The sequence below is a fragment of the Acetitomaculum ruminis DSM 5522 genome, assembly GCF_900112085.1.
Taxonomy (GTDB): domain Bacteria; phylum Bacillota; class Clostridia; order Lachnospirales; family Lachnospiraceae; genus Acetitomaculum; species Acetitomaculum ruminis.
In genome coordinates, this window is record NZ_FOJY01000028.1 from 1 (window position 1) to 20,862 (window position 20,862).

Sequence of the window (20,862 nt, forward strand, 5' to 3'; positions counted from 1 at the left end):
ATGGAAACAATGGAAGAAGCCCAAGACAAAGGTACGTAATCTGATTAAGATGGGCGTACCCGGGGACTTAGCATGGCAGGCTGGTAACAGCCGAAGAGGCCATTGGTTCACGACGCATACCGTTGCAGTAAATATGGCAAGGACAAAAGAAAGGTTGATAAACAGTGGCTTCTATGATTTATCCACAGCCTATCAGTCTGTGCACGTCAACTATTGAAAGCGCCGTATACCGAACGGTACGTACGGTGCTGTGAGAGGACGGGAGCTAATCACTCCCTCCTACTCGATTGTAAATATTCACACAAAAAATATCATATTAATAAGGATTAACTTCATTATAAATTTTAAATGAAGACTATACAAGCTATTTACAAAAAAGGATAAAAAACATCCACTAAATAAGATTGACAATACCTTCTATTTAAGGTATATTTACCCGATAGAAAAAAATATAGGAACACAGCATTATCTTGGGGATAATGTTTTTTTATTGTAATGAATAAAATTGCTTATAGGAGAATTAAAAAGCTATGGAAAATGATAAGGAGCAGATTTTTAAAAAGGTAATATTATTAGCAATTCCCATGATGGTTCAAAATGGAATTACAAATGCAGTTGTTTTAGTAGATAATTTAATGGTGGGAAGTCTTGGAACAGAAATGATGACTGCAGTTTCCATAGCCGGACAGCTGATATTTGTATATAATCTGGCAGTTTTTGGACTTATATCCGGACCGGGGATATTTGGTGCTCAATATTTTGGTCAGGGAAATAAAAAGGGATTTTTGGATATTATAAGATTAAAACTATATTTAGCCCTGATTTGTATTTTCGCAGGGATATTGATATTTTATTTTGGCGGAGAATTTTTTCTTAAAATGTATTTACAGGGGCAGGAAAGAGGTATTGATTCGGCTCTTACATTAAGTTTGGGAAAAGAATATTTACATATAATGATTCTTCAGCTTTTTCCCTTTACAATTTCTCAGGTCTATGCCTCAAGTATCAGAGAAACCGGAGAAGGTTTTAAGCCAATGCTTGCAGGTATAATTTCAGTTATAACTGATGTGGTATTTAACTATTTACTTATTTATGGTAAGTTTGGCCTTCCTGAATTAGGAGTAAGAGGAGCAGCCTTAGCTACAGTTATTTCAAAGATAGTTGAGCTTTTGATAATAGTAGTATGGCTTAATGTAAAAATAAGTGACCATCCATTTTTAAAGGGTATTTATACCACCTTTAAAATTCCGATTTTTAAAATGAAGGATATATTGATAAAAAGTCTGCCTTTGTTTTTAAATGAATTTTTCTGGGCAGGAGGAATGGCGGCTCTTACTCAATGTTATTCCATCAGAGGTCTTGACATAGTAGCAGGATTAAATATCTCAAATGCTATTTGTAACCTTTTAAATGTGGTATTTATAGCTATGGGAGGCTCTGTAGGAATAATAATAGGACAATACTTAGGTGTCTCAAAATTTGAAGAAGCTAAAGAATATTCTATAAAGTTAATGTGGTTTACAGGGGGAGCCTGCATTATATTATCACTGATACTTATAGGGATATCTTTTATATATCCTGATTTTTATAACACTACACCGGTAATAAAAGACTATGGAAAATGGTTTATAATAATTTCAGCTGTTTTTTTCCCGGTTCAGGGCTTCTTAAATGTTTTATATTTTACCCTAAGATCAGGAGGAAAAACCTTTGTAACCTTCCTTTTTGACAGTGTTTATAATTGGACAATAGCAGTCCCCGTAGCCTTCTTACTTTGTAAATTTACAAGTGTTCCGGTGTTTTTTGTTTTTGCCTTTATTCAATTTGCAGATTTTATAAAGGTTATTATCGGATATGTAATGATAAAGAGAGGAAATTGGGTGACGAATCTTGTAAAAGACAGGAATTAAATCATAAAAAATATCCTAATTCTTTATTGACATAAAGTATGAAAAAATTTACAATATATAAAGAAATTAAATTAGAAGAAGTTCTTCGGGGTCAGGTGAAGCGTTTAAACGCCATTCCTAACCGACGGTATAGTCCGTGACCTGCCATTGGCAGTTGAACCGGTGAGATTCCGGTACCGACAGTGATTGTATTTATACATAAGTCTGGATGGGAGAAGTTAACTAAACCATGATTAATGCCCCGAGCTTAAATGCTCGGGGTTTTCTTATTTATTAAAGAATTAAACGCTGCCTTAAGTTTTATAAGAATAAGAAGTGAAAAAGTTAACAATATTAAGAGTTCTTCCAAAACTTAATACATTTACCGGGGAGTAGTATTTTAAGTTTAAACTAAGTGGAAAGGAAGTAAAAACTAAATGGAAAAAATTAATCACAAATTGACAGTGGAAGAGGGAACAAGAAGAAGTGGAAAGGTAAGAAAACTTACAATGACTGCCATGTTATCAGCTTTATCGGCAGTATTAATGTTTTTTAGTTTCAATGTACCACTTATGCCAAGTTTCATTAAGATGGATCTTTCAGAACTTCCGGCTTTAATCGGAGCATTCACCATGGGACCTATTTCAGGCGTGGCTATATGCCTTGTTAAAAATCTTGTAAATCTTACTGCTACAACCACAGGTGGAGTAGGAGAATTGTGTAATTTTATATTGGGAGCATGTTTTGTTCTTCCGGCAGGTTTGATTTATAAGGTGAAAAAATCCAAGAATCTTGCCATTTTTGGCGCTTTTGCCGGAGCAGTATTTATGGCTGTGTTAAGCGTTCCTATTAATTATTTTGTAACTTATCCGATTTATACAGCATTTATCCCAATGGAAACAATCCTTGCCATGTATCAGGCTATTTATCCTAAAGTGGATAATCTTTTACAGGCATTACTGATATTTAATATGCCATTTACTTTTGTAAAAGGAATGATAGATGTTGCTATTACAATTGTCACCTACAAGTATTTATCTCCGATTATTAAGGGGAATACTATAGATTGATAAAAATATCATAAGAGATTTAAGAAATGGCCATAGAAAAAACTATGGTCGTTTTTATATTTTTGAACGCTTTACACGCTCAGCTGTTACTTCAATGATGGTTCTAATATAAAGGTGGACGCTATTAATGCGTCAGTTTCTCAGGGGATTTTGACCTTGAAAGTTATGGAAACATTTACAAATTCATCAGATTTAAGAAAAATCTATAACTATTTTCACTTATGAATCCGATTCTAATTATGTAGTATTGTAATTCATTCACGGAAAAGAATATTCAAAATATTTCAAATTATATATGAATGCATAATCAATATTAGATAATAAGCCCGTCATAAAGCAGAGGGCTCTTATTAAAGGGGGCAGAGAAATAATGAAAAAAGGAATTATTGCATTAGTAGCAGTTTTATTAGTTGTTTTGGCAGGTGGTTTTTATTTCTTTATGACTCATCGAAATAATAATGACAAAGAAGTAAAAAGCGAAAATGCGGAAATAAATGCTATTCTGGATTTGAATTTGGAAAAAAATTATCCGGATACTGCAGTAGATGTAGTGGAAACCTATAACAGGATAACAAAAGTATTTTATAACCTGGAGTACACAGAGGAAGAAGAGACAGCTCTTTTAAATGAAATGAGAATTTTAATGGATGATGAACTTTTAGAAAATAATCCTTTGGTAGAGCACACGGAAAATTTAAATCAGAATGTGGCAGAGTTTAAGAATGCTCAAAAATCCATCAGTAGTTATAATGTAGATACAACAGTCAAGGAAAAGGAAGTAGATGGAACCACCTTTTCAAAAATATCAGTTACCTATACCATAAAAAACAATGATAAAAACAAGGGAACTACTTCATCAGATTTTCTTCTCAGACAGGATAAAGACTGCAGATGGAAGATATACGGCTATACAAAAATAAAATAAATTAAATTAAAATTTTATAAAGTACTTGCATTTTATAAAAATATATTGTATGATTCTACTTGCACTAAGGCGGAACGGCTTTTCACCTGGTGGAAAGCTGTGTAGTGTTATTAATCCGCAATATCTTTATAACTTTGTATCGGATTTTCATATTACAATTTAGTTGACGGCCGGTTTGAACAGGTCATAAATTAATTTTTGTAGATCCAAGTATTTCAACTTTACAAATTCCAAATTAATTTTAAAAATTTTGAACACCTTAAAGTGAAAGAGAGGTTTTAAACTGTATGCATGGAATGAATTAGAAATATTAAAAAAGACCTATAATCATTATGGAATCAGCAGAGATTTTCGACTTTGTTTTTGAAAATTTGTTTACTATGGTTTCATGGAGATTTATATAAACTAATCAAATATTGTAGTAATTAAGGTAAAATAATTATTTATGTAAACCGGAGAAAATAATCTGAATATGAAAGCTCCCAGTGGGGCTTGTTTTTCAACGGAATATGAACTTTTATCAAAGTAAAGACAAAAAAGATATTAATAACATAGGACGAAAGCAGGAGGAAGCATGAAAGAAAAATATGAAACATTGTCAGTTGTTGTATTAAAAGATATTGCAAAAGCCAGAGGAATTAAGAGAATTTCAGGGCTTAAAAAACAGGAGATTATCGAGCTTCTTGTAAAAGAAGATGAAAAAGATGAGGAAATAGCAAAAGCAAAAGAAAAAGAACAAAAAGAGGCAAATGCTGCTAAAGCGGAAACAGAATCCAAATTAATCAAAAAGACCGTAAAAACTGCTAAAAAGACCGGTCAGGCTACAGCAGCAAAGCAGCGTACTACAAAGATTGTAACAGCTGACAGTTTAAACGGAAATGACAAAGCTGTTCTTGAAACAAAGGTGATTGATAAGGCTTCTATAGAGGAATCAGATGATAAAGACTTTATAAGGGAAGAAAAAGTTGTAGAAAACAAAGAGCCAAAGGTTCGTAAAGAACATACAGAATCCAGAGAAATTAAAGTTCATAAAGAACATATGGATTCAAAAGAAAACAGAAGTTATAAAGATGATGCAGATACTAAAGAAACAAAGAGTTATAAAGAAGATTCAGAAAAAATCGAAAATGATTTGGATAGCGGTATAAGAGCTAATGGTATTTTAGAAGTAATGCCTGACGGATATGGATTTATCAGATGTGAAAATTATATGCCGGGAGATAACGATGTATATGTTTCTCCTTCTCAGATAAGAAGATTTAATCTTAAAACAGGTGATATAGTTTCCGGAAATACAAGAGTGCGTACCTCAGCAGAAAAATTCAGTGCATTATTATTTGTTAAAACTGTAAATGGAGAAAGTCCATCAGAGGCTATTAAAAGACCAAGCTTTGAAAATCTTACACCTATATTCCCAAACGAGAGGTTAAAACTTGAAGTTCCGGGAGGAAGTACAGCCATGAGAATAGTAGATTTGGTTTCTCCTGTAGGTAAAGGTCAAAGAGGTATGATTGTTTCTCCTCCTAAAGCAGGAAAAACAACACTTTTAAAGGAAGTTGCAACAGTTATCAGCAAGAATAATCCGGAAATGCATCTTATAATTTTACTTATCGATGAAAGACCGGAAGAGGTTACAGATATAAGAGAAGCCATTGAAGGAAAAAATGTAGAAGTTATTTACTCTACTTTTGATGAACTTCCAGATCACCACAAAAGAGTATCCGAAATGGTTATTGAAAGAGCAAAAAGACTTGTGGAGATGGGAAAAGATGTTATGATTTTGTTAGACTCCATCACAAGACTTGCCAGGGCTTACAACCTTACTATTCCACCGAGTGGTAGAACATTATCAGGTGGTCTTGATCCTGCAGCTTTACATATGCCTAAGAGATTTTTCGGTGCTGCAAGAAATATGAGAGAAGGCGGAAGTCTTACAATTCTTGCTACAGCTCTTATTGAGACCGGCTCAAAAATGGATGATGTAGTTTACGAGGAATTTAAAGGAACAGGTAATATGGAGCTTGTCCTTGACAGAAAATTATCCGAAAAGAGAATATTCCCGGCTGTTGATATTACAAAATCAGGTACTCGTAGAGAAGATCTTCTTTTGGAGGATTACGAAAAAGAAGCTGTATATCTTATTAGAAGAGCTATTAACGGCATGAAGACAGAAGATGCAGTAGAGACAGTTTTAAATTATTTCGTAAGAACCAGAAATAATAAAGAATTTATTGAACTTATCAGAAAAAACAAAATTATTTAATTTCTAATTAGGAAAAAACCTTGCATTAAAATCTACTTTGTGATATAATGACAGAGCTGTTTAGGGATTGAATAAACAATGGTTAATCAATTAGATTAGATTTTGGAGAGGTGAACATAATGAAAGAAGGATTACATCCAGAGTATTATCAGGCTACAGTTACTTGTAACTGCGGAAATACTTTCGTGACTGGTTCAACAAAACAGGAGCTTCACGTAGAAATTTGTTCTAAATGTCATTCATTCTATACTGGTGCTCAGAAGAATGTTGCAGCTCGTGGACGTATTGAACAGTTCAACAGAAGATACGGCTTGAACAAATAAAAATAATACGGATTAAAGATAAGGTTGAGGTTTTTTAATCTCAACCTATTTTTAAATTAATTAATCTTAAGAGATTGGTTTATGGAAGGGATAAATATGAAGTATTCAGGAATAGGAGGACAGGCGGTACTTGAAGGCGTGATGATGAGAAATGGCGATAAATACGCTGTTGCTGTAAGAAAGCCTGATGGTGAAATCGCTGTAGAAAGCAGGGAATATAAAGGACTTAAAATTGCTAAAAAAGTAAAAAATCTGCCTCTTATTAGGGGAATGTTTGGATTTGTTGATTCATTGATTCTGGGGATGCAATCACTTAATATTTCAGCAGAATTTTTTATGGATGAGGAAGCTTTAGAAGAACCCGGAAAATTTGAAAGATTTTTAAGGGATAAATTAGGTGAAAAAACAGATGATATTATTATGGGAGTTACCATGGTCACATCCATAATCATAGCCATTGCGGTTTTTATGATGTTGCCTTATTTTTTATCCATTGGATTAACTAAACTTACTTCATCAAAAATGATTATAGCTATAGCCGAGGGAGTTTTAAGGCTTTTTATTTTTTTGGCTTATATAAAAGCCATATCCTATATGAAAGATATACAAAGGGTATTTATGTACCACGGTGCAGAGCATAAATGCATAAATTGTATAGAACATGGCTTAGAACTGACTGTAGAAAATGTGCGTAAAAGCTCAAGGCAGCATAAACGCTGTGGAACTAGTTTTCTACTTTTTGTAATGATTGTAAGTATAATTTTTTTCTTTTTTATAAGAGTTGATTCACCCCTTTTAAAAGTGGTATTAAGACTTGCTTTAGTTCCTGTAATAGCCGGTGTATCCTATGAAATTATAAGACTGGCAGGAAAATACGATAACTTTTTAGTGAATCTTATCAGTAAGCCGGGACTTATGTTGCAGGGTATGACTACTAAAGAACCGGATGATGATATGATAGAAGTTGGAATTGCTTCAGTAGATGCGGTTTTTGACTGGCGGGGATATTTAAGAGAAAATTTTGACAACAAGGATTTTAGTATAGACAACAGTCGTGCCAGTTAAGTCTTGTTTTTTAGAAGAAAGGACGATTTCTTATGAAATATGCAACACTTCTAAATAGGGGAAAGGAAAAATTAAAAAGTGCCGGTATAGAAGAATACGAAAACGATGCATATATGCTTTTGGAATATGTAACCGGGAAAGACAGAAACTTTTTTATTTTAAATGCAAAGGAAGAAGCTTCAGATATAATATTCCAAAACTACGAAAAGCTTTGTGAAAAGAGAAGTAAAAGGATACCCTTACAATATATTACAGGCAAAGCTTACTTTTGTGGCTACGAATTTTATGTGGATGAAAATGTATTGATACCAAGATTTGATACTGAAAATCTGGTTTGTCAGGCAGAAAAATACATTAAAGAAAATTCTAAGGTTTTAGATGTATGCACCGGTTCAGGATGTATTATTATCAGTCTTTATAAAAATTTCAATGGAAAGATAAAAGCAAAGGCTTTGGATATTTCAGAAGCTGCCCTTAAGGTGGCTAAGAAAAATGCCCAAGATTTAGAATGTAGTATAGATTTTATTCAAAGTGATGTATTTGAAAACATACCCCAAAATGAGAAATTTGATCTTATTGTTTCAAATCCACCCTATATAAAGACAGAAGTTATTGATACTTTAATGCCTGAGGTAAAAAAATTTGAGCCTGTACTGGCGTTAGATGGCTTAGAAGACGGATTGTATTTTTACAGAAAAATAAGTAAAGAAGCAGTAATATATTTAAATCCTAAAGGAAGGCTCGTTTTTGAAATCGGAGCAGACCAAAGGGAGTCAGTCACTGAAATCTTAAAGGAAAATGGATATAAGAATATTGAATGTATTAAAGATTTAAATGGCTTAGACAGGGTAATTACAGGTGAGCATGGTTAGCTTTATATGAAATTTTACCCCGGATATCAGGAAAATATTAGTTGAAGGTTGTTTATAAGGAAGTAGCGGAATAAAAAGTTCGCTTTATATATATATGAATTATTGTTTTTAGATTTGAAAGGAGAATTTAATGTTTGATAAATTAGAGTCTTTGGTAAATAGATATGAAGAAATAACAAATGAATTACAGGAACCTGATGTAGTTAATGATCAGAATCGTTTCAGAAATCTTATGAAAGAGCAAAATGATATTTGCCCTATTGTAGAAACATTTAAAGAATATAAAGCAGAAAAAACAAATATTGAGGATTCATTGGCGCTTTTAGAGGAAGAATCTGATGAAGAAATGAGAGAACTTGCAAAAGAAGAGCTTTCCGAGTCAAAAAACAAGGTAGTAGCTTTAGAAGAAAAATTAAAAATATTACTTCTTCCAAAGGATCCTAACGATGAAAAGAATGTAATTGTTGAAATCAGAGCAGGAGCCGGTGGAGACGAAGCAGCTTTATTTGCAGCAGATATGTATAGAGTATATTCAAAATATTCTGAATCAAATAATTGGAAAACAGAAATAATGAGTATCAACGAAAACGGAATCGGTGGAATTAAGGAAATTGTATTTATGATTTCTGGAAGAGGTGCTTATTCCAAATTAAAATACGAAAGCGGAGTTCACAGGGTACAGCGTGTTCCTGAAACAGAGTCTCAGGGGCGTATCCATACTTCGACCATCACTGTTGCCATTATGCCTGAAGCGGAAGAAGTGGATGTGGAAATTGATATGAACGACTGTAAATTTGATGTATTTAGAGCATCAGGAAACGGTGGACAGTGTGTAAATACAACAGATTCCGCAGTAAGACTTACTCATATTCCTACAGGTATTGTAATTTCCTGTCAGGATGAAAAATCACAGCTTAAAAACAAGGATAAGGCTTTAAAAGTACTTCGTTCAAAACTCTATGATTTAGAAATGTCCAAAAAGCATGATGCAGAAGCAGAAGCCAGAAGAAGTCAGGTGGGTACAGGAGACCGTTCAGAAAAGATTCGTACCTATAACTATCCTCAGGGAAGGGTTACAGATCACAGAATCAAGCTTACACTTCACAAACTTGATTCCATAATGAATGGTGATATCCAGGAGATTATTGACAGTTTAATAGCTGCTGACCAGGCTGCAAAGCTTAGCAACATGGAAAAGAGTGCATCATAATATATAAAAAAAGATAAAACATCCCCGCTAAAAAATGTTAATATTAAGCGGGGATATATTATAATTATTTGAACGCAGGTGGCACAAAGTGCCACTGCGTTCATGAGGAAGTAGCGAAGCGGATTCCGAATGTCCGCTTTACAAGTGTTGAAAGGAGAAAATTATGAAGGAAGTATCATTTGAAAGTGATTATATAGCAGGAGCACATCCGGAGATTTTAAAAGCTCTTGTTGATACAAATTTAGAGTGTCTTAGTGGCTACGGCACTGACAGATATTGTGACAGTGCCAAAGAAAAGATAAAAAAAGCCTGTAATTGTCCTGAGGCAGAGGTGGAATTCTTAGTTGGTGGTACCCAGACAAATTCAATTATTATATCTACCATGTTAAAAGGATATGAAGGTGTCATAGCGGCAAAGACCGGACATATTAGCCTTCATGAAGCAGGGGCAGTTGAATACAGCGGAATCAAGGTTCTTGAGATTGAGGGTAAAGACGGAAAATTGGATGCAAAAAATGTAAAAAAATACATAGAGGACTTTTATGATGATGGAAGTTTTGAGCATATGGTTTTTCCGGGAATGGTTTATATCTCCCAGCCTACAGAATATGGAACTTTATATACAAAAGAGGAGTTAGAGGCTTTGTCAAAGGTCTGCAAAGAGTATAAAATTCCCCTTTTTGCAGATGGGGCAAGACTTATATATGCACTTTCTTCAAAAGAAAGTGATGTCACCTTAGAGGATATGGCAAGACTTACTGATGTATTTTATATCGGAGGAACAAAGGCCGGCTGTCTTTGTGGTGAAGCTGTGGTATTTACTAAAAATAACAGGCCAAAACATTTTATAAATCTTGTAAAAAAAAGAGGGGGACTTTTAGCTAAAGGAAGACTTTTAGGCGTACAGTTTGATGCCCTGTTTACTAATGATACCTACAAAAAAATAGGAGATTATGCCATAGATATGGCTTCAAAACTCATAGATATAATTGAAAAAAGCGGTAAAGAATTTTATCTTAAATCTCCTACTAACCAGCAATTTATCATATTTGAAAACAAAGAGTTAAAGGCCTTTATGGAAAAGGTAAAAGTAAGTTTTTGGGAGAAATATGATGAAACCCATACAGTTGTAAGATTGGCAACCAGTTGGTCTACAAGTGAAAAAGATTTAGAAATACTTGAAAAAGAGCTGTAATTTTCAGAGATTTTAAAGGCTTTACAAAAATAGGCTATTGTAAAATAATTACAATAGCCTATAATTATTTAGAATAACTATACTTTAAATCTTCTCATCAGATTATCTAAAGTGTCAGCCTGTTCAGAGAGAACCTGGGTTGAAGCGGCTGTTTCCTGGGCCGTTGCCATATTACTTTGAACAACATTTGAAATATTGACAATTTCTTTTTGAATACTTGAAGCATTTTCCACCTGCTGATTGGTATCAGCAGATATTTCCTCAAAAGCTTTTGAAATTTCACCGGAGTTTTCTACAATCCTCGTTAATACATCAAAGGTAGTATTGGCACAATTCATGGCTTCTTCAATTTTGCTTAAGCAGGATTCTATAAGGTCTGCTGTCTGCTGTGAAGCGTTGGAACTTTTTGCGGCAAGGGCTCCGACTTCAGATGCAACCACTGCAAAACCTTTGCCATGTATACCGGCTCTTGCTGCTTCTACAGAAGCATTTAAGGCAAGAAGATTTGTTTGGAATGCAATTGAATCAATTGTACCTACAATTTTTTGTATATCTGCGGACATGGCTTCTACCTCTTTGACTACCTCAACAAGATTTGTCATTTCTCCATTTCCATTTTGTATAAGACAATTGAGGTTTTTTATCTGCTGGTCAACAGTTTTTTCATTCTGGGCATTTCGGTTAATTCTTTTTGCCATATCTTCAATATCTGAAACCACATTTTGTATGGAACCGGCCTGGGTAGTGGTGCCCTGGGCTAAAGCATCAGCTGCCTGGGCAAGCTCTTTGGAGCCGTTTCCCACATAACTTGTAGACTGTGATACCTCAACTATAAGTTCGTTTAAAATATTAGAAATTTTATTAACTGAATCAGAAAGCTTGTTAAAATCTCCCGGATATGTATCCATTTTTTCCTGTTTAAGATTATAATTTGACAATCCCTCTAATATATCTGTACTATCCATGACTATTTTTTTAAGCCTGTCAAGCATCATTGCGGCTGTATTAGTAAGTACTGCCACCTCATATTTTTTAGGGTTTTTTATGGTTTTAATATTTTCAGAAAAATCTCCCACTGCAATCTTTGATAGGGAGTCTTTTACCCTGATAATTGGTTTTGCAATTAAATTTGCAACAATTCGTGAAATTATTATAAAGGTAATAAGCAAAATTACAAGGATAAAAATCATCTGATAGGTCATGGAATTAACATCATGAACATAAGTAGTATATAGTTCTGCTACTACAATACTCCATCCGCTACTTCCAGGAATTGGTGAATATCCGCATAAAACACGGGTGTTGTTATAAGTATATTCCTTTGACCCGGTTCTTTCTTCAGTTAAATTGTTGTAAATTTCTGAAAGTGCTCCCTTTTCTTCTGAGATATTGACTTTATCTATAAGTTCTTCATTTGTATGTACAATAACATTACCGTTATCATCAATAAGATAGGCATAACTTGTTTCGCTTAAATTTAAGCTTGAAAGAATGTCTTTTAAAAAATCAATTTCCATTTTATAACATACAACATCCTGTATTTTAGTAAGGCTTTCATCATATAAAGGAGCAGCGATAGTAAATTCAAAACCATCTTCACATTTTTCTATATCAGAAATAGCAGCAGTACCATTTAAAGCACTTTGAAAGAAGTCTTTATCGCTATAATTTGTTTCATTAAGATAGCTGATTCCTTTAAGATTAAGAACATCATAGCTTTCAAATCCGTTTTGTTTTGCTAAAACAGACATCCTTTCTAATTTATCAGCATTGCTGGCATCAGACGAACTTATGATAGGGTCTCTTCCGGAAACTGCAGCTAAATTCATATAATTATCTAACCTTCCTCCGATTTGATTTGAGGTAAGTCTTGAAGTAATCTCTAATTTTCCAAAGGTATTTTCTAAACCTATGTAATATGTTCTAGAAAGTGAATATAGTCCGATTATTGTTATTCCTATCACCAATATAAAGCCAAATATCAGTGAAATTCTTGTATGTAATTTCATGTAATACTCCTTCCCCTTTTAGATAAAGTGGATATTCTTAAATCCCCTTGGCTACTTCCTAATGAACTCATCAAAAAATAAATATGTATACTTATTTATACAAGAGACATTTGTAAGCTGATTTATTTGCTGAAAAATCTCCCTATAAAAGGTAATTCGTATTAAATATCGGAAAAAAATGAGAAAATATGACTTTGAATTTTCTGATTGAATGTAAAAAGATGAGTCATGAGGAAGTAGCGAAGCGGATTTAAGAATGTCCGCTTTACTGAAAATTTTTATTCATAAGCTGTAAATGAAGTATATTTTTTGTTAATTCGCACTATTTGGATAAAAATATAAAAAATCAGAATATTAAGAATTTTATAATAATTTCTAATGTGAAATTTAATTTTTATAAATTATTATAAATTTAAAATAAAAATAAGGGGACTAATATAATGAAGAATAAATTAATATACGCTGTAGGAATATGTATGGTAGCCTTTATCATATTTTTTGCAGTAAAGACAAGTGGAATACTAAAAAAAAATAATGCATTTGCAAATAAGGAAAATAAAAAGACTGTAAGTGAAGATGAGACAAATACTAAGGAACTCAGTAAATTAGAAAAAACAATGTTAAAGGAATCTAATGCAGAACGTATTTGTTATTTAAATGAAGAGGGATATAGCTGTGGAAGAGTGGTGAAAGTAAAATCATATGAAATTAAGGATGGATTTTACGATGTAGCTGAAATACCAGGATATAAGGAACGTTATGAGGATTATTTTAAAGAAGATCATGCTGAAAAAGAAACTATAATAATTGATGTAGAAATTACAAATAAGAATGTCAGAGAATATCTTGAGGCCGAAGCAGATGATGAAGGGAATAATGTTTTATGCTTAGGAAATATATGGCTATTTGTAATGGATAAAAAGGGAAAAACTATAGAAGAAGTAGAATTGTTTTTATGTACAAACGATGAAAATGATCCAATAGGAAAGTCAGGGCGGATGTGTACCTTAAAGGAAGGAGAAACCTATAAAGGAAAAATGGTATATGTTGTACATAAAGATATACTGAATAATTCTATATTAGGACTGCATTCAAATTTCACTAGAGAGACTCCAGTCACTCCCATAGGCTTGTATACAGTATTAGAAAATAGAAAAGAAGATTAGTAATTAAAAATTAAGATTAAAGAATACAAAATCTTTTTAATTACCATCACTTTATCCTAAAATAGTAAGAATGGAAATTTAATATTATTGAGATATATAAAGCTTCTTTATAAGCAGAGATTTCTGCTATAAAGAGGCTTTTTAAGAAAAATTTGTAAAAATATTATTTGAAATGTAAAGCGGACATTCGGATTTCCGGTTTAATGAAAAAACTTAAAAATGCCAGATATTATTTCCGACATTTACAAGTAAAAAGAGTAAGGAATGAGAAAATGAAGAATAAAATAATATACGCTGTAGGAATATGCATGATAGGCTTTATCATTTTTTTTGCAGTGAAAACAAGTGGAATAATAAAAAAAAGCAATGCTAAAAGAAAATCAAGCAGGACATATCTGTTATTTAAATGAAAAAGGTGACAATTGTGGATTTACAATAAAAGTAAAATTATATGAAATAAAGGATGGATTTGTAGATATAGCTGAAATACCGGGATATAAAGATAGTTACAATGAATATTTTAAAGAAAACAGCGATGAAAAAGCAACTGTCATAGTCGAGATGGAAGTAACAAATAAGTATGTAAGTGAATTTTGGGACAGTAATGAAGAAGATGAGTTATTATCCCTTGGAAATATCTGGCTTAATGTAATAGATAAATATGGAAAAAATATAGAAGAAGACGAACTGTTTGTATGTACTAATGATGAGAATGATCCTATGGGAAAATCCGGACTTTTATGTACATTAAAAAAAGGAGAAACCTATGTAGGAAAGTTGGTATATGTTGTTAATAAAAATACATTAAAAAATTGTAAAATAGGATTAAATGTGGATTTTTGTAGAGTAGAAGCGTCTAATTCCCTAAAAGGTCTTTTAATTCTATTGGAAAATAAAGAAAAATCAGAAAATTAAGAAAAGATTAATAAATTCTTTCTTTTTTAATAAATGTTTGTGATTAAAATCAATATATAACTAAAATATCAGGGAGGTAACAAAAAATGATGAAGAAAAAATTTAGAAACTTATTTAAAACATGTATAGTAGTGGGGACACTGGCACTAAGCACAAGTATTTTCCTGCCATTAGGTTCGGATGCTGCGGGAAATATATCAGATAGAAAATTTGATTATACTTATATAGGAGATGGATGTGATCATACAGTTGAAGTAAGCAGGAAGAAATTGGATTATACATCATGTTATGTAAAAAATACATCTAATTTTGCTATTCGTATTAATGTCTTATCAACAAATAGAAGTGGAAAATCATTTACCGTATTGGAAAATTCTTCAGTGACACCTTATTTGAGAGTTCCAGCTGGTCATTCTAAATATATACCAAATTATGTAAGAGAACATGGATATCATAGTTGCACATTAGGTATTAATCCGGAAATACATAAAAGAGCTAAAGTAACGGGAGTATGGAGTCCGGATAGTGTTTAAAAATATTTAAAAGAATTTGAACGCAGTTGGCACAAAGTGCCACTGCGTTCATAAGGAAGTAGCAAAGCGGATTCCGAATGTCCGTTTTAATGAAAAAACCTAAAAGTGCCAGATATTATTTCCGGTATTTTTGAGTAAAAAGAGTAAGGAAAGAGAAAATGAAGACTAAAATAATATACGCTGTAGGAATATGCATGGTAGCCTTTATCATATTTTTTACAGTAAAGACAAGTGGAATACTAAAAAAAAATAATGCATTTGCAAATAAGGAAAATAAAAAGACTGTAAGTGAAGATGAGACAAATACTAAGGAACTTAGTAAATTAGAAAAAACAATGTTAAAAGAAAGCAAAACAGAACGCATTTGCTATATAAATGAGAAGGGATATAGCTGTGGAAGAGTGGTAAAAGTAAAATCTTATGAAATAAAGGAAGGATTTTACGATGTAGCTGAAATACAAGGATATAAGGAACGTTATGAGGATTATTTTAAAGAAGATCATTCTGAAAAATCAACTATTATTATTGATATAGAAGTTACAAATAAAAACGTCAGAGAATATCGTGAAGCAGATGCAGATGACGAAGAGAATAATGTTTTATGCTTAGGAGATATATTGCTGGTCATAATGGATAAAAAAGGAAAGATTAAAGATGAAGAAGAATTGTTTTTATGTACAAATGATGAAAATGATCCAATAGGAAAGTCAGGGTGGATGTGTACCTTGAAGGAAGGAGAAACATATAAAGGAAAATTGGTATATGTAGTACATAAAGATGTATTAAAGGATTCTACATTAGGACTGGATGCACATTTTTCTGATTCGCCTGCTCCAGATATTCCTATAGGTTTATATATAGTATTAGAGGATAGAAAAAAAGATTAATAATCCCAAAATGAAAAAACTGTAAGTGAAGATGAGGCAAATACTAAGGAACTCAGAATAATGTTTTATGCTTAGGAAATATATGGCTATTTGTAATGGATAAAAAGGGAAAAACTATAGAAGAAGTAGAATTGTTTTTATGTATAAATGATGAAAATGATCCAATAGGAAAATCAGGTCATATGTATACCTTAAAAGAAGGAGAAACATATAAAGGGAAAATGGTATATGTTGTGGACAAGAATTTATTGAAAGATTCTATATTAAGTCTGAATGTTAATTTCACAGGGATGGCATCAGATCCTTCCCAGTGGTTACTTATACTACTAAAAAATAAGGAAAAAGAAAAATGAAGAATAAAATAATATACGCTGTAGGAATATGCAAGATAGCTTTTATTATTTTACAGTAAAAAAGAGGAGAAATTCAACAATAGCAGAAGAAAATATAAAAAAATACATGATTCACTTTAATATTTGAAAAATCAGATAATTAAGGACAAAATTAATTAATTCTTTCTTTTTTTATAAATGTTTGTGATTAAAATCAATATATAACTAAAATACCAGGGAGGTAATAAAAAATGATGAAAAAATTTAGAAACTTATTTAAAACATGTATAGTAGTGGGGACACTGGCACTAAGTACGAATATTTTCATGCCATTAGGTTCGGATGCTGCGGGAAATATAAAAGACGAGAAATTTGATTATACGTACATAGGAGATGGGTGTGATCATACAGTTCCAGTTAGCAGGGCAAAACTGGATTATACATCTTGTTATGTTAAGAATACTTCTAGTTTCGCTATTCGTATTAATGTTTTATCAACAAATAGAAGTGGAAGATCATTTACAGTATTGGAGAATTCTTCAGTGACACCCTATTTAAGAGTTCCAGCAGGTCATTCTAAATATATACCTAATTATGTTAGAGAACATGGATACCATAGTTGTACATTAGGTATTAACCCGGAAATACACAAAAGAGCTAAAGTAAGAGGAGTATGGAGTCCGGATAGTGTTTAAAAATATTTAAAAGCATTAGAACAAAATCTTAATAATGTCGGAAATAATATCCGGCATTATTAAGTTAAATAGAGGACGGAAAAATGAAGAATAAAATAATATACGCTGTAGGAATATGCATGATAGGTTTTATCATTTTTTTTGCAGTGAAAACAAGCGGAATAATAAAAAAAAATAATGCATTTGCAAATAAGGAAAATAAAAAGACTGTAAGTGAAGATGAGACAAATACTAAGGAACTTAGTAAATTAGAAAAAACAATGTTAAAAGAAAGCAAAACAGAACGCATTTGCTATATAAATGAGAAGGGATATAGCTGTGGAAGAGTGGTAAAAGTAAAATCATATGAAATAAAGGATGGATTTTACGATGTAGCTGAAATACCAGGATACAAGGAATGTTTTGATAATTATTATAAAGAAGACCAAGATAAAAAAGCAACTATTATTATTGATATAGAAGTTACAAATAAAAACGTCAGAGAATATCGTGAAGCAGATGCAGATGACGAAAAGAATAATGTTTTATGCTTAGGAGATATATGGCTGGTCATAATGGACAAAAAGGGAAAAAATGTAGAAGAAGTAGAATTGTTTTTGTGTACAAATGATGAAAATGATCCAATAGGAAAGTCAGGGTGGATGTGTACCTTAAAGGAAGGAGAAACATATAAAGGAAAATTGGTATATGTAGTACATAAAGATGTATTAAAGGATTCTACATTAGGACTGGCTGCAAGTGATTCTGATTCGCCTGCTCCAGATATTCCTATAGGTTTATATATAGTATTAGAGGATAGAAAATAAGATTAGCGATTATAATGAAAATGGAGTAATAAAAAGTGGTTAAAGAAGAATTAAAAAGAGCATTATCAAATAAAAAGTTTTGGATAATGCTGATTATAGGTATCTTAATAGGAGTAACATATTTTTTTCAATATGTTTTAATTTTTGCAAAGTCTCAGGATACAATATTAGAATATTATAAAGATAGTGCTGCAATGCTTCATCCTGTTACGGTTTTTGAAGGCTGGATGGATTCAACTTCATCATTTCTTCAACCGTATTTATATTATATGATTTTACCTTTACTGGTTTCAGGAGCATATGCTGATTCATTTTTTCTTGAGAAAAAAAGTGGATATTTAAAAAATGTATTAATAAGAGAAAGTAAAAAACGCTATTATTTAAGCAAAATTATTGCTGTATTTATAATTGGAGGAATTGTTTTTGTAGCACCGTTAATTATTAATTTTTGTATGACGGCGGCTGTTTTACCGACTTTTACGCCTAGTATTACAAATTCCATGTCAGCTCCTGATAATATGTCTTTTTTGTATGAATTATATTATACCTTTCCACTGCTTTATGTTTTTATTTTTATGGTGATTGATTTTATCTATGCGGGGCTTACGGCTTGTATAGCAATGCTTTGCGGATTTTATGTGGAGCATAGATTTTTGATTTATGCAATGCCCTTTGTGGTATGGATGTTTTTACATTCTGCTCTTTGTACGCTAGGATTTGATGATTATTCTCCAGTTCATTTTCTAAATCCCGGATATTCATCGGTAAAAGGTCAAAGCATAGTAATATATCTTTTGATTTTTATAATTTTTATATTTCTTATTCTAAAAAAGAATCAAAGTGAAGATGTATTTTAAAAAGGTGGGATTTATGACAAAAAAAATATTATTTTTTATAGTAATTGGGATTTCGCAGATATTATATGCTATGGGTCTTACCCCATTTCTTACAGATTTATCCGAATTTTACAAATATTGTGTAGCTGATTATTTAATATTTTTTGATGAAAGTAGAAATGTTGGACTTATTTTAGGTACGGCTATGATATTTCTTTCGTTAAATGAAATGAAAAATGATTTTTCGGCGATGAATATATTATTATATTCTTCAAAAAAAACAATAGTTTTAAAACAGGTAAAAAAGGTACTTGTCAATTCTGCTATAATCTCAATAGTTTCCCTAGTGTTTACAATTTTTTCTTCAGCTTTTTTTTCAGAGAGCTTTTATAACTGGGATAAGAAAAACAGTTTATATGAGATGCAGTTTAAAAGTACAAATGATTCAGGTTTTTTTCTTGTAGTTTTGCTAACTTTTTTATCAATGTTTATCACATTAAGTTTAATTGGGATTTTTTCTATGATTTTTGCCTGGGGAAATATAAGTTCTTTATTTTTAATGGGAAGTCTGGTTTTAGTATGTGTTATTGAAATCTGTACTAATGCAAGACTTTTTACAAATCTTTTAAAAATCAAATATGAGATGATTAGTAATATATTCAACTTTGGGTGGGTATGTATAGAAGCGTTAGCCTTTGGCTTTATATCTGCATTTATTTTAAAGAAAATGGTAGTAAGAAGAGAGTTTTTATAAATGAAAAGAGAAAATAATTTTTATTTAAAATTGTGGGGACAGTACAAATATGATTTTACCAATGAATTAGCTAATATCATAAAATGGCTGTGTGGACTAATGATATATATAATGTTTGATTGTATATTGTTTAGTATAAATACCCTGAATATGGAATATCCCGGAGTGGAATATATGGGAAAAAGATGCTATTTGTGGAAAATTTTGGGAGGAGAACTTTTTTTTGAAACAGGAAGCAAAGATATAAAAGTTTGTGTTGAATATCTTGTTATAGGAACAGTATTAATATTTATTATTACAGGTTATCTGAAAAAAGATTTAAAAGAAAACGGCTACAGAAATATTTTGTATGCTTCTAGTAAAAATATATGGCTTATTTCAAAATATTTATTGTCCTTAACTAAAGCCATATTTTTTTCTTTAATATGTCTTTTGACCATATATTTTAATATTTTACTGGAGGGAACAAATTTTTTTAAGGATAATAAAGATGTTTTTACTGTGATTTTGGGATATGGGGCAGAATATATCAAATATGAAAAAGTAGCGCTTATTATTTTTTTTATGTCAGCATTGGCTTTTTCCCTAATTTATACAGCATTGGAATTTTTACTTGAACCTTTATATGTATTTATTTTGGGCATAATATATTGGATTTGTTCATATTTTGTTAATTCGATTTTTTTTGCTGCTGATAATTTTATGTTAGTAAGGGTTGCTTATAAAATAGAAAGTGGTATATCAAAAGAGATGATTTGGCTACCAATGTGGCTTTTGGCTTTTGGATTAGTATTAATTAGTTTTTTTACTATTAGAAAAAAAGATATTATGTGAGGTGACAAACTATAAATAGTCAAGTGATTTTTGAATAAATTTTAATTAAGTAAAAATTGCATGACAAATAAACCATCTGAATACACCGTATTTCAGATGGTGCAGTAGAAATAGTTATTTATGTCAGCGAAGTGAGGTAGATACAAAGTCAGTGTTCTGCCTCTCCAATGCAAAAATGACTCTGACTAATTTCTTCGTGACATGTGAAATGGCAACGCGATGTGGCTTTCCCTCAGATCGCTTCTTGGCATAATAGGTTGCGAAAGTCATATCAAACCGGATA

The 20,862-nt window shown here is 31.7% G+C and carries 20 protein-coding genes, 1 pseudogene and 1 riboswitch; of the genes and pseudogenes, 20 read left to right on the forward strand and 1 reads right to left on the reverse strand.

Annotated elements, in window-relative coordinates; genetic code table 11:
• The 10 genes and pseudogenes from BM153_RS14340 to BM153_RS12765 all read left to right on the forward strand — a co-directional run.
• Positions 1-217: pseudogene (locus BM153_RS14340) on the forward strand (group II intron reverse transcriptase/maturase); the annotation flags it as partial.
• Between the two features lie 313 nt (positions 218-530).
• Positions 531-1,910 carry an MATE family efflux transporter gene (locus tag BM153_RS12725; protein WP_092874716.1) on the forward strand — a complete coding sequence of 460 codons (1,380 nt, stop codon included), beginning with the start codon at positions 531-533 and terminating at the stop codon, positions 1,908-1,910.
• A 77-nt stretch (positions 1,911-1,987) separates the two neighbouring features.
• A riboswitch (FMN riboswitch) is annotated at positions 1,988-2,136 on the forward strand.
• Positions 2,137-2,326: 190 nt separating this feature from the next.
• Complete coding sequence (locus BM153_RS12730) at positions 2,327-2,959, forward strand: ECF transporter S component (RefSeq protein ID WP_092874719.1); 633 nt, start codon at positions 2,327-2,329, stop codon at positions 2,957-2,959.
• Between the two features lie 370 nt (positions 2,960-3,329).
• Complete coding sequence (locus BM153_RS12735) at positions 3,330-3,884, forward strand: DUF6715 family protein (RefSeq protein ID WP_092874722.1); 555 nt, start codon at positions 3,330-3,332, stop codon at positions 3,882-3,884.
• A gap of 574 nt (positions 3,885-4,458) precedes the next feature.
• Positions 4,459-6,147 (forward strand): transcription termination factor Rho, encoded by a 1,689-nt coding sequence (gene rho / locus BM153_RS12740; protein ID WP_092874725.1) that lies wholly within the window; start codon positions 4,459-4,461, stop codon positions 6,145-6,147.
• 119 nt (positions 6,148-6,266) lie between these two features.
• Positions 6,267-6,470 (forward strand): 50S ribosomal protein L31, encoded by a 204-nt coding sequence (gene rpmE / locus BM153_RS12745; RefSeq protein ID WP_092874728.1) that lies wholly within the window; start codon positions 6,267-6,269, stop codon positions 6,468-6,470.
• Positions 6,471-6,566: 96 nt separating this feature from the next.
• Positions 6,567-7,535, forward strand: a complete 969-nt coding sequence (locus tag BM153_RS12750) for a DUF1385 domain-containing protein (RefSeq protein WP_092874776.1) — start codon at positions 6,567-6,569, stop codon at positions 7,533-7,535.
• A gap of 32 nt (positions 7,536-7,567) precedes the next feature.
• Positions 7,568-8,407: a peptide chain release factor N(5)-glutamine methyltransferase gene (gene prmC, locus BM153_RS12755; protein ID WP_092874731.1), complete on the forward strand. Its 840-nt coding sequence runs from the start codon at positions 7,568-7,570 to the stop codon at positions 8,405-8,407.
• A 130-nt stretch (positions 8,408-8,537) separates the two neighbouring features.
• Positions 8,538-9,617, forward strand: coding sequence for a peptide chain release factor 1 (gene prfA / locus BM153_RS12760; protein WP_092874734.1), 1,080 nt, complete (start codon positions 8,538-8,540; stop codon positions 9,615-9,617).
• A gap of 163 nt (positions 9,618-9,780) precedes the next feature.
• Entirely contained in the window at positions 9,781-10,812 is a 1,032-nt protein-coding gene (locus tag BM153_RS12765; protein WP_092874737.1) for a threonine aldolase family protein, read from the forward strand.
• Between the two features lie 77 nt (positions 10,813-10,889).
• Here the strand turns inward: BM153_RS12765 and BM153_RS12770 are convergent, their stop codons facing one another.
• The gene (locus BM153_RS12770; protein WP_092874740.1) at positions 10,890-12,821 is read right to left on the reverse strand and encodes a methyl-accepting chemotaxis protein; all 1,932 of its coding nucleotides are present in this window, start codon (positions 12,819-12,821) and stop codon (positions 10,890-10,892) included.
• 440 nt (positions 12,822-13,261) lie between these two features.
• Between BM153_RS12770 and BM153_RS12775 the strand changes: the two genes are divergently transcribed.
• The 10 genes from BM153_RS12775 to BM153_RS12825 all read left to right on the forward strand — a co-directional run bounded on the left by BM153_RS12775 (position 13,262) and on the right by BM153_RS12825 (position 20,579).
• Positions 13,262-13,987 carry a hypothetical protein gene (locus BM153_RS12775; RefSeq protein ID WP_092874743.1) on the forward strand — a complete coding sequence of 242 codons (726 nt, stop codon included), beginning with the start codon at positions 13,262-13,264 and terminating at the stop codon, positions 13,985-13,987.
• Positions 13,988-14,353: 366 nt separating this feature from the next.
• A complete protein-coding gene (locus tag BM153_RS12785; protein WP_092874749.1) occupies positions 14,354-14,902 on the forward strand; it encodes a hypothetical protein in 549 nt (182 codons plus the stop codon).
• 86 nt (positions 14,903-14,988) lie between these two features.
• Positions 14,989-15,435, forward strand: coding sequence for a DUF2712 domain-containing protein (locus BM153_RS12790; RefSeq protein WP_092874752.1), 447 nt, complete (start codon positions 14,989-14,991; stop codon positions 15,433-15,435).
• Between the two features lie 158 nt (positions 15,436-15,593).
• Complete coding sequence (locus BM153_RS12795; protein WP_092874755.1) at positions 15,594-16,322, forward strand: hypothetical protein; 729 nt, start codon at positions 15,594-15,596, stop codon at positions 16,320-16,322.
• 95 nt (positions 16,323-16,417) lie between these two features.
• A complete protein-coding gene (locus tag BM153_RS12800) occupies positions 16,418-16,675 on the forward strand; it encodes a hypothetical protein (protein WP_092874758.1) in 258 nt (85 codons plus the stop codon).
• 230 nt (positions 16,676-16,905) lie between these two features.
• Positions 16,906-17,349, forward strand: a complete 444-nt coding sequence (locus tag BM153_RS12805; protein WP_092874761.1) for a DUF2712 domain-containing protein — start codon at positions 16,906-16,908, stop codon at positions 17,347-17,349.
• An 83-nt stretch (positions 17,350-17,432) separates the two neighbouring features.
• Entirely contained in the window at positions 17,433-18,155 is a 723-nt protein-coding gene (locus BM153_RS12810; RefSeq protein ID WP_092874764.1) for a hypothetical protein, read from the forward strand.
• A gap of 35 nt (positions 18,156-18,190) precedes the next feature.
• The gene (locus tag BM153_RS12815; RefSeq protein ID WP_092874767.1) at positions 18,191-19,012 is read left to right on the forward strand and encodes a hypothetical protein; all 822 of its coding nucleotides are present in this window, start codon (positions 18,191-18,193) and stop codon (positions 19,010-19,012) included.
• 13 nt (positions 19,013-19,025) lie between these two features.
• Positions 19,026-19,745 (forward strand): hypothetical protein, encoded by a 720-nt coding sequence (locus BM153_RS12820; RefSeq protein ID WP_143088315.1) that lies wholly within the window; start codon positions 19,026-19,028, stop codon positions 19,743-19,745.
• Positions 19,746-20,579, forward strand: coding sequence for a hypothetical protein (locus BM153_RS12825; protein ID WP_092874773.1), 834 nt, complete (start codon positions 19,746-19,748; stop codon positions 20,577-20,579). It abuts the gene before it with no gap.
• The last annotated feature ends 283 nt before the right edge of the window (positions 20,580-20,862 follow it).

Bases quoted from the DNA above. Each gene is read 5' to 3' on its own strand.
- BM153_RS12735 (WP_092874722.1), top strand. From the start codon at position 3,330: ATGAAAAAAGGAATTATTGCATTAGTAGCAGTTTTATTAGTTGTTTTG.
- BM153_RS12765 (WP_092874737.1), top strand. From the start codon at position 9,781: ATGAAGGAAGTATCATTTGAAAGTGATTATATAGCAGGAGCACATCCG.
- BM153_RS12810 (WP_092874764.1), top strand. From the start codon at position 17,433: ATGAAGAATAAAATAATATACGCTGTAGGAATATGCATGATAGGTTTT.
- BM153_RS12730 (WP_092874719.1), top strand. From the start codon at position 2,327: ATGGAAAAAATTAATCACAAATTGACAGTGGAAGAGGGAACAAGAAGA.
- prmC (WP_092874731.1), top strand. From the start codon at position 7,568: ATGAAATATGCAACACTTCTAAATAGGGGAAAGGAAAAATTAAAAAGT.
- prfA (WP_092874734.1), top strand. From the start codon at position 8,538: ATGTTTGATAAATTAGAGTCTTTGGTAAATAGATATGAAGAAATAACA.
- BM153_RS12825 (WP_092874773.1), top strand. From the start codon at position 19,746: ATGAAAAGAGAAAATAATTTTTATTTAAAATTGTGGGGACAGTACAAA.
- BM153_RS12725 (WP_092874716.1), top strand. From the start codon at position 531: ATGGAAAATGATAAGGAGCAGATTTTTAAAAAGGTAATATTATTAGCA.
- BM153_RS12800 (WP_092874758.1), top strand. From the start codon at position 16,418: ATGGATAAAAAGGGAAAAACTATAGAAGAAGTAGAATTGTTTTTATGT.
- rpmE (WP_092874728.1), top strand. From the start codon at position 6,267: ATGAAAGAAGGATTACATCCAGAGTATTATCAGGCTACAGTTACTTGT.
- BM153_RS12750 (WP_092874776.1), top strand. From the start codon at position 6,567: ATGAAGTATTCAGGAATAGGAGGACAGGCGGTACTTGAAGGCGTGATG.
- BM153_RS12775 (WP_092874743.1), top strand. From the start codon at position 13,262: ATGAAGAATAAATTAATATACGCTGTAGGAATATGTATGGTAGCCTTT.
- BM153_RS12820 (WP_143088315.1), top strand. From the start codon at position 19,026: ATGACAAAAAAAATATTATTTTTTATAGTAATTGGGATTTCGCAGATA.
- BM153_RS12770 (WP_092874740.1), bottom strand. From the start codon at position 12,821: ATGAAATTACATACAAGAATTTCACTGATATTTGGCTTTATATTGGTG.
- BM153_RS12795 (WP_092874755.1), top strand. From the start codon at position 15,594: ATGAAGACTAAAATAATATACGCTGTAGGAATATGCATGGTAGCCTTT.
- rho (WP_092874725.1), top strand. From the start codon at position 4,459: ATGAAAGAAAAATATGAAACATTGTCAGTTGTTGTATTAAAAGATATT.
- BM153_RS12785 (WP_092874749.1), top strand. From the start codon at position 14,354: ATGCTAAAAGAAAATCAAGCAGGACATATCTGTTATTTAAATGAAAAA.
- BM153_RS12805 (WP_092874761.1), top strand. From the start codon at position 16,906: ATGATGAAAAAATTTAGAAACTTATTTAAAACATGTATAGTAGTGGGG.
- BM153_RS12790 (WP_092874752.1), top strand. From the start codon at position 14,989: ATGATGAAGAAAAAATTTAGAAACTTATTTAAAACATGTATAGTAGTG.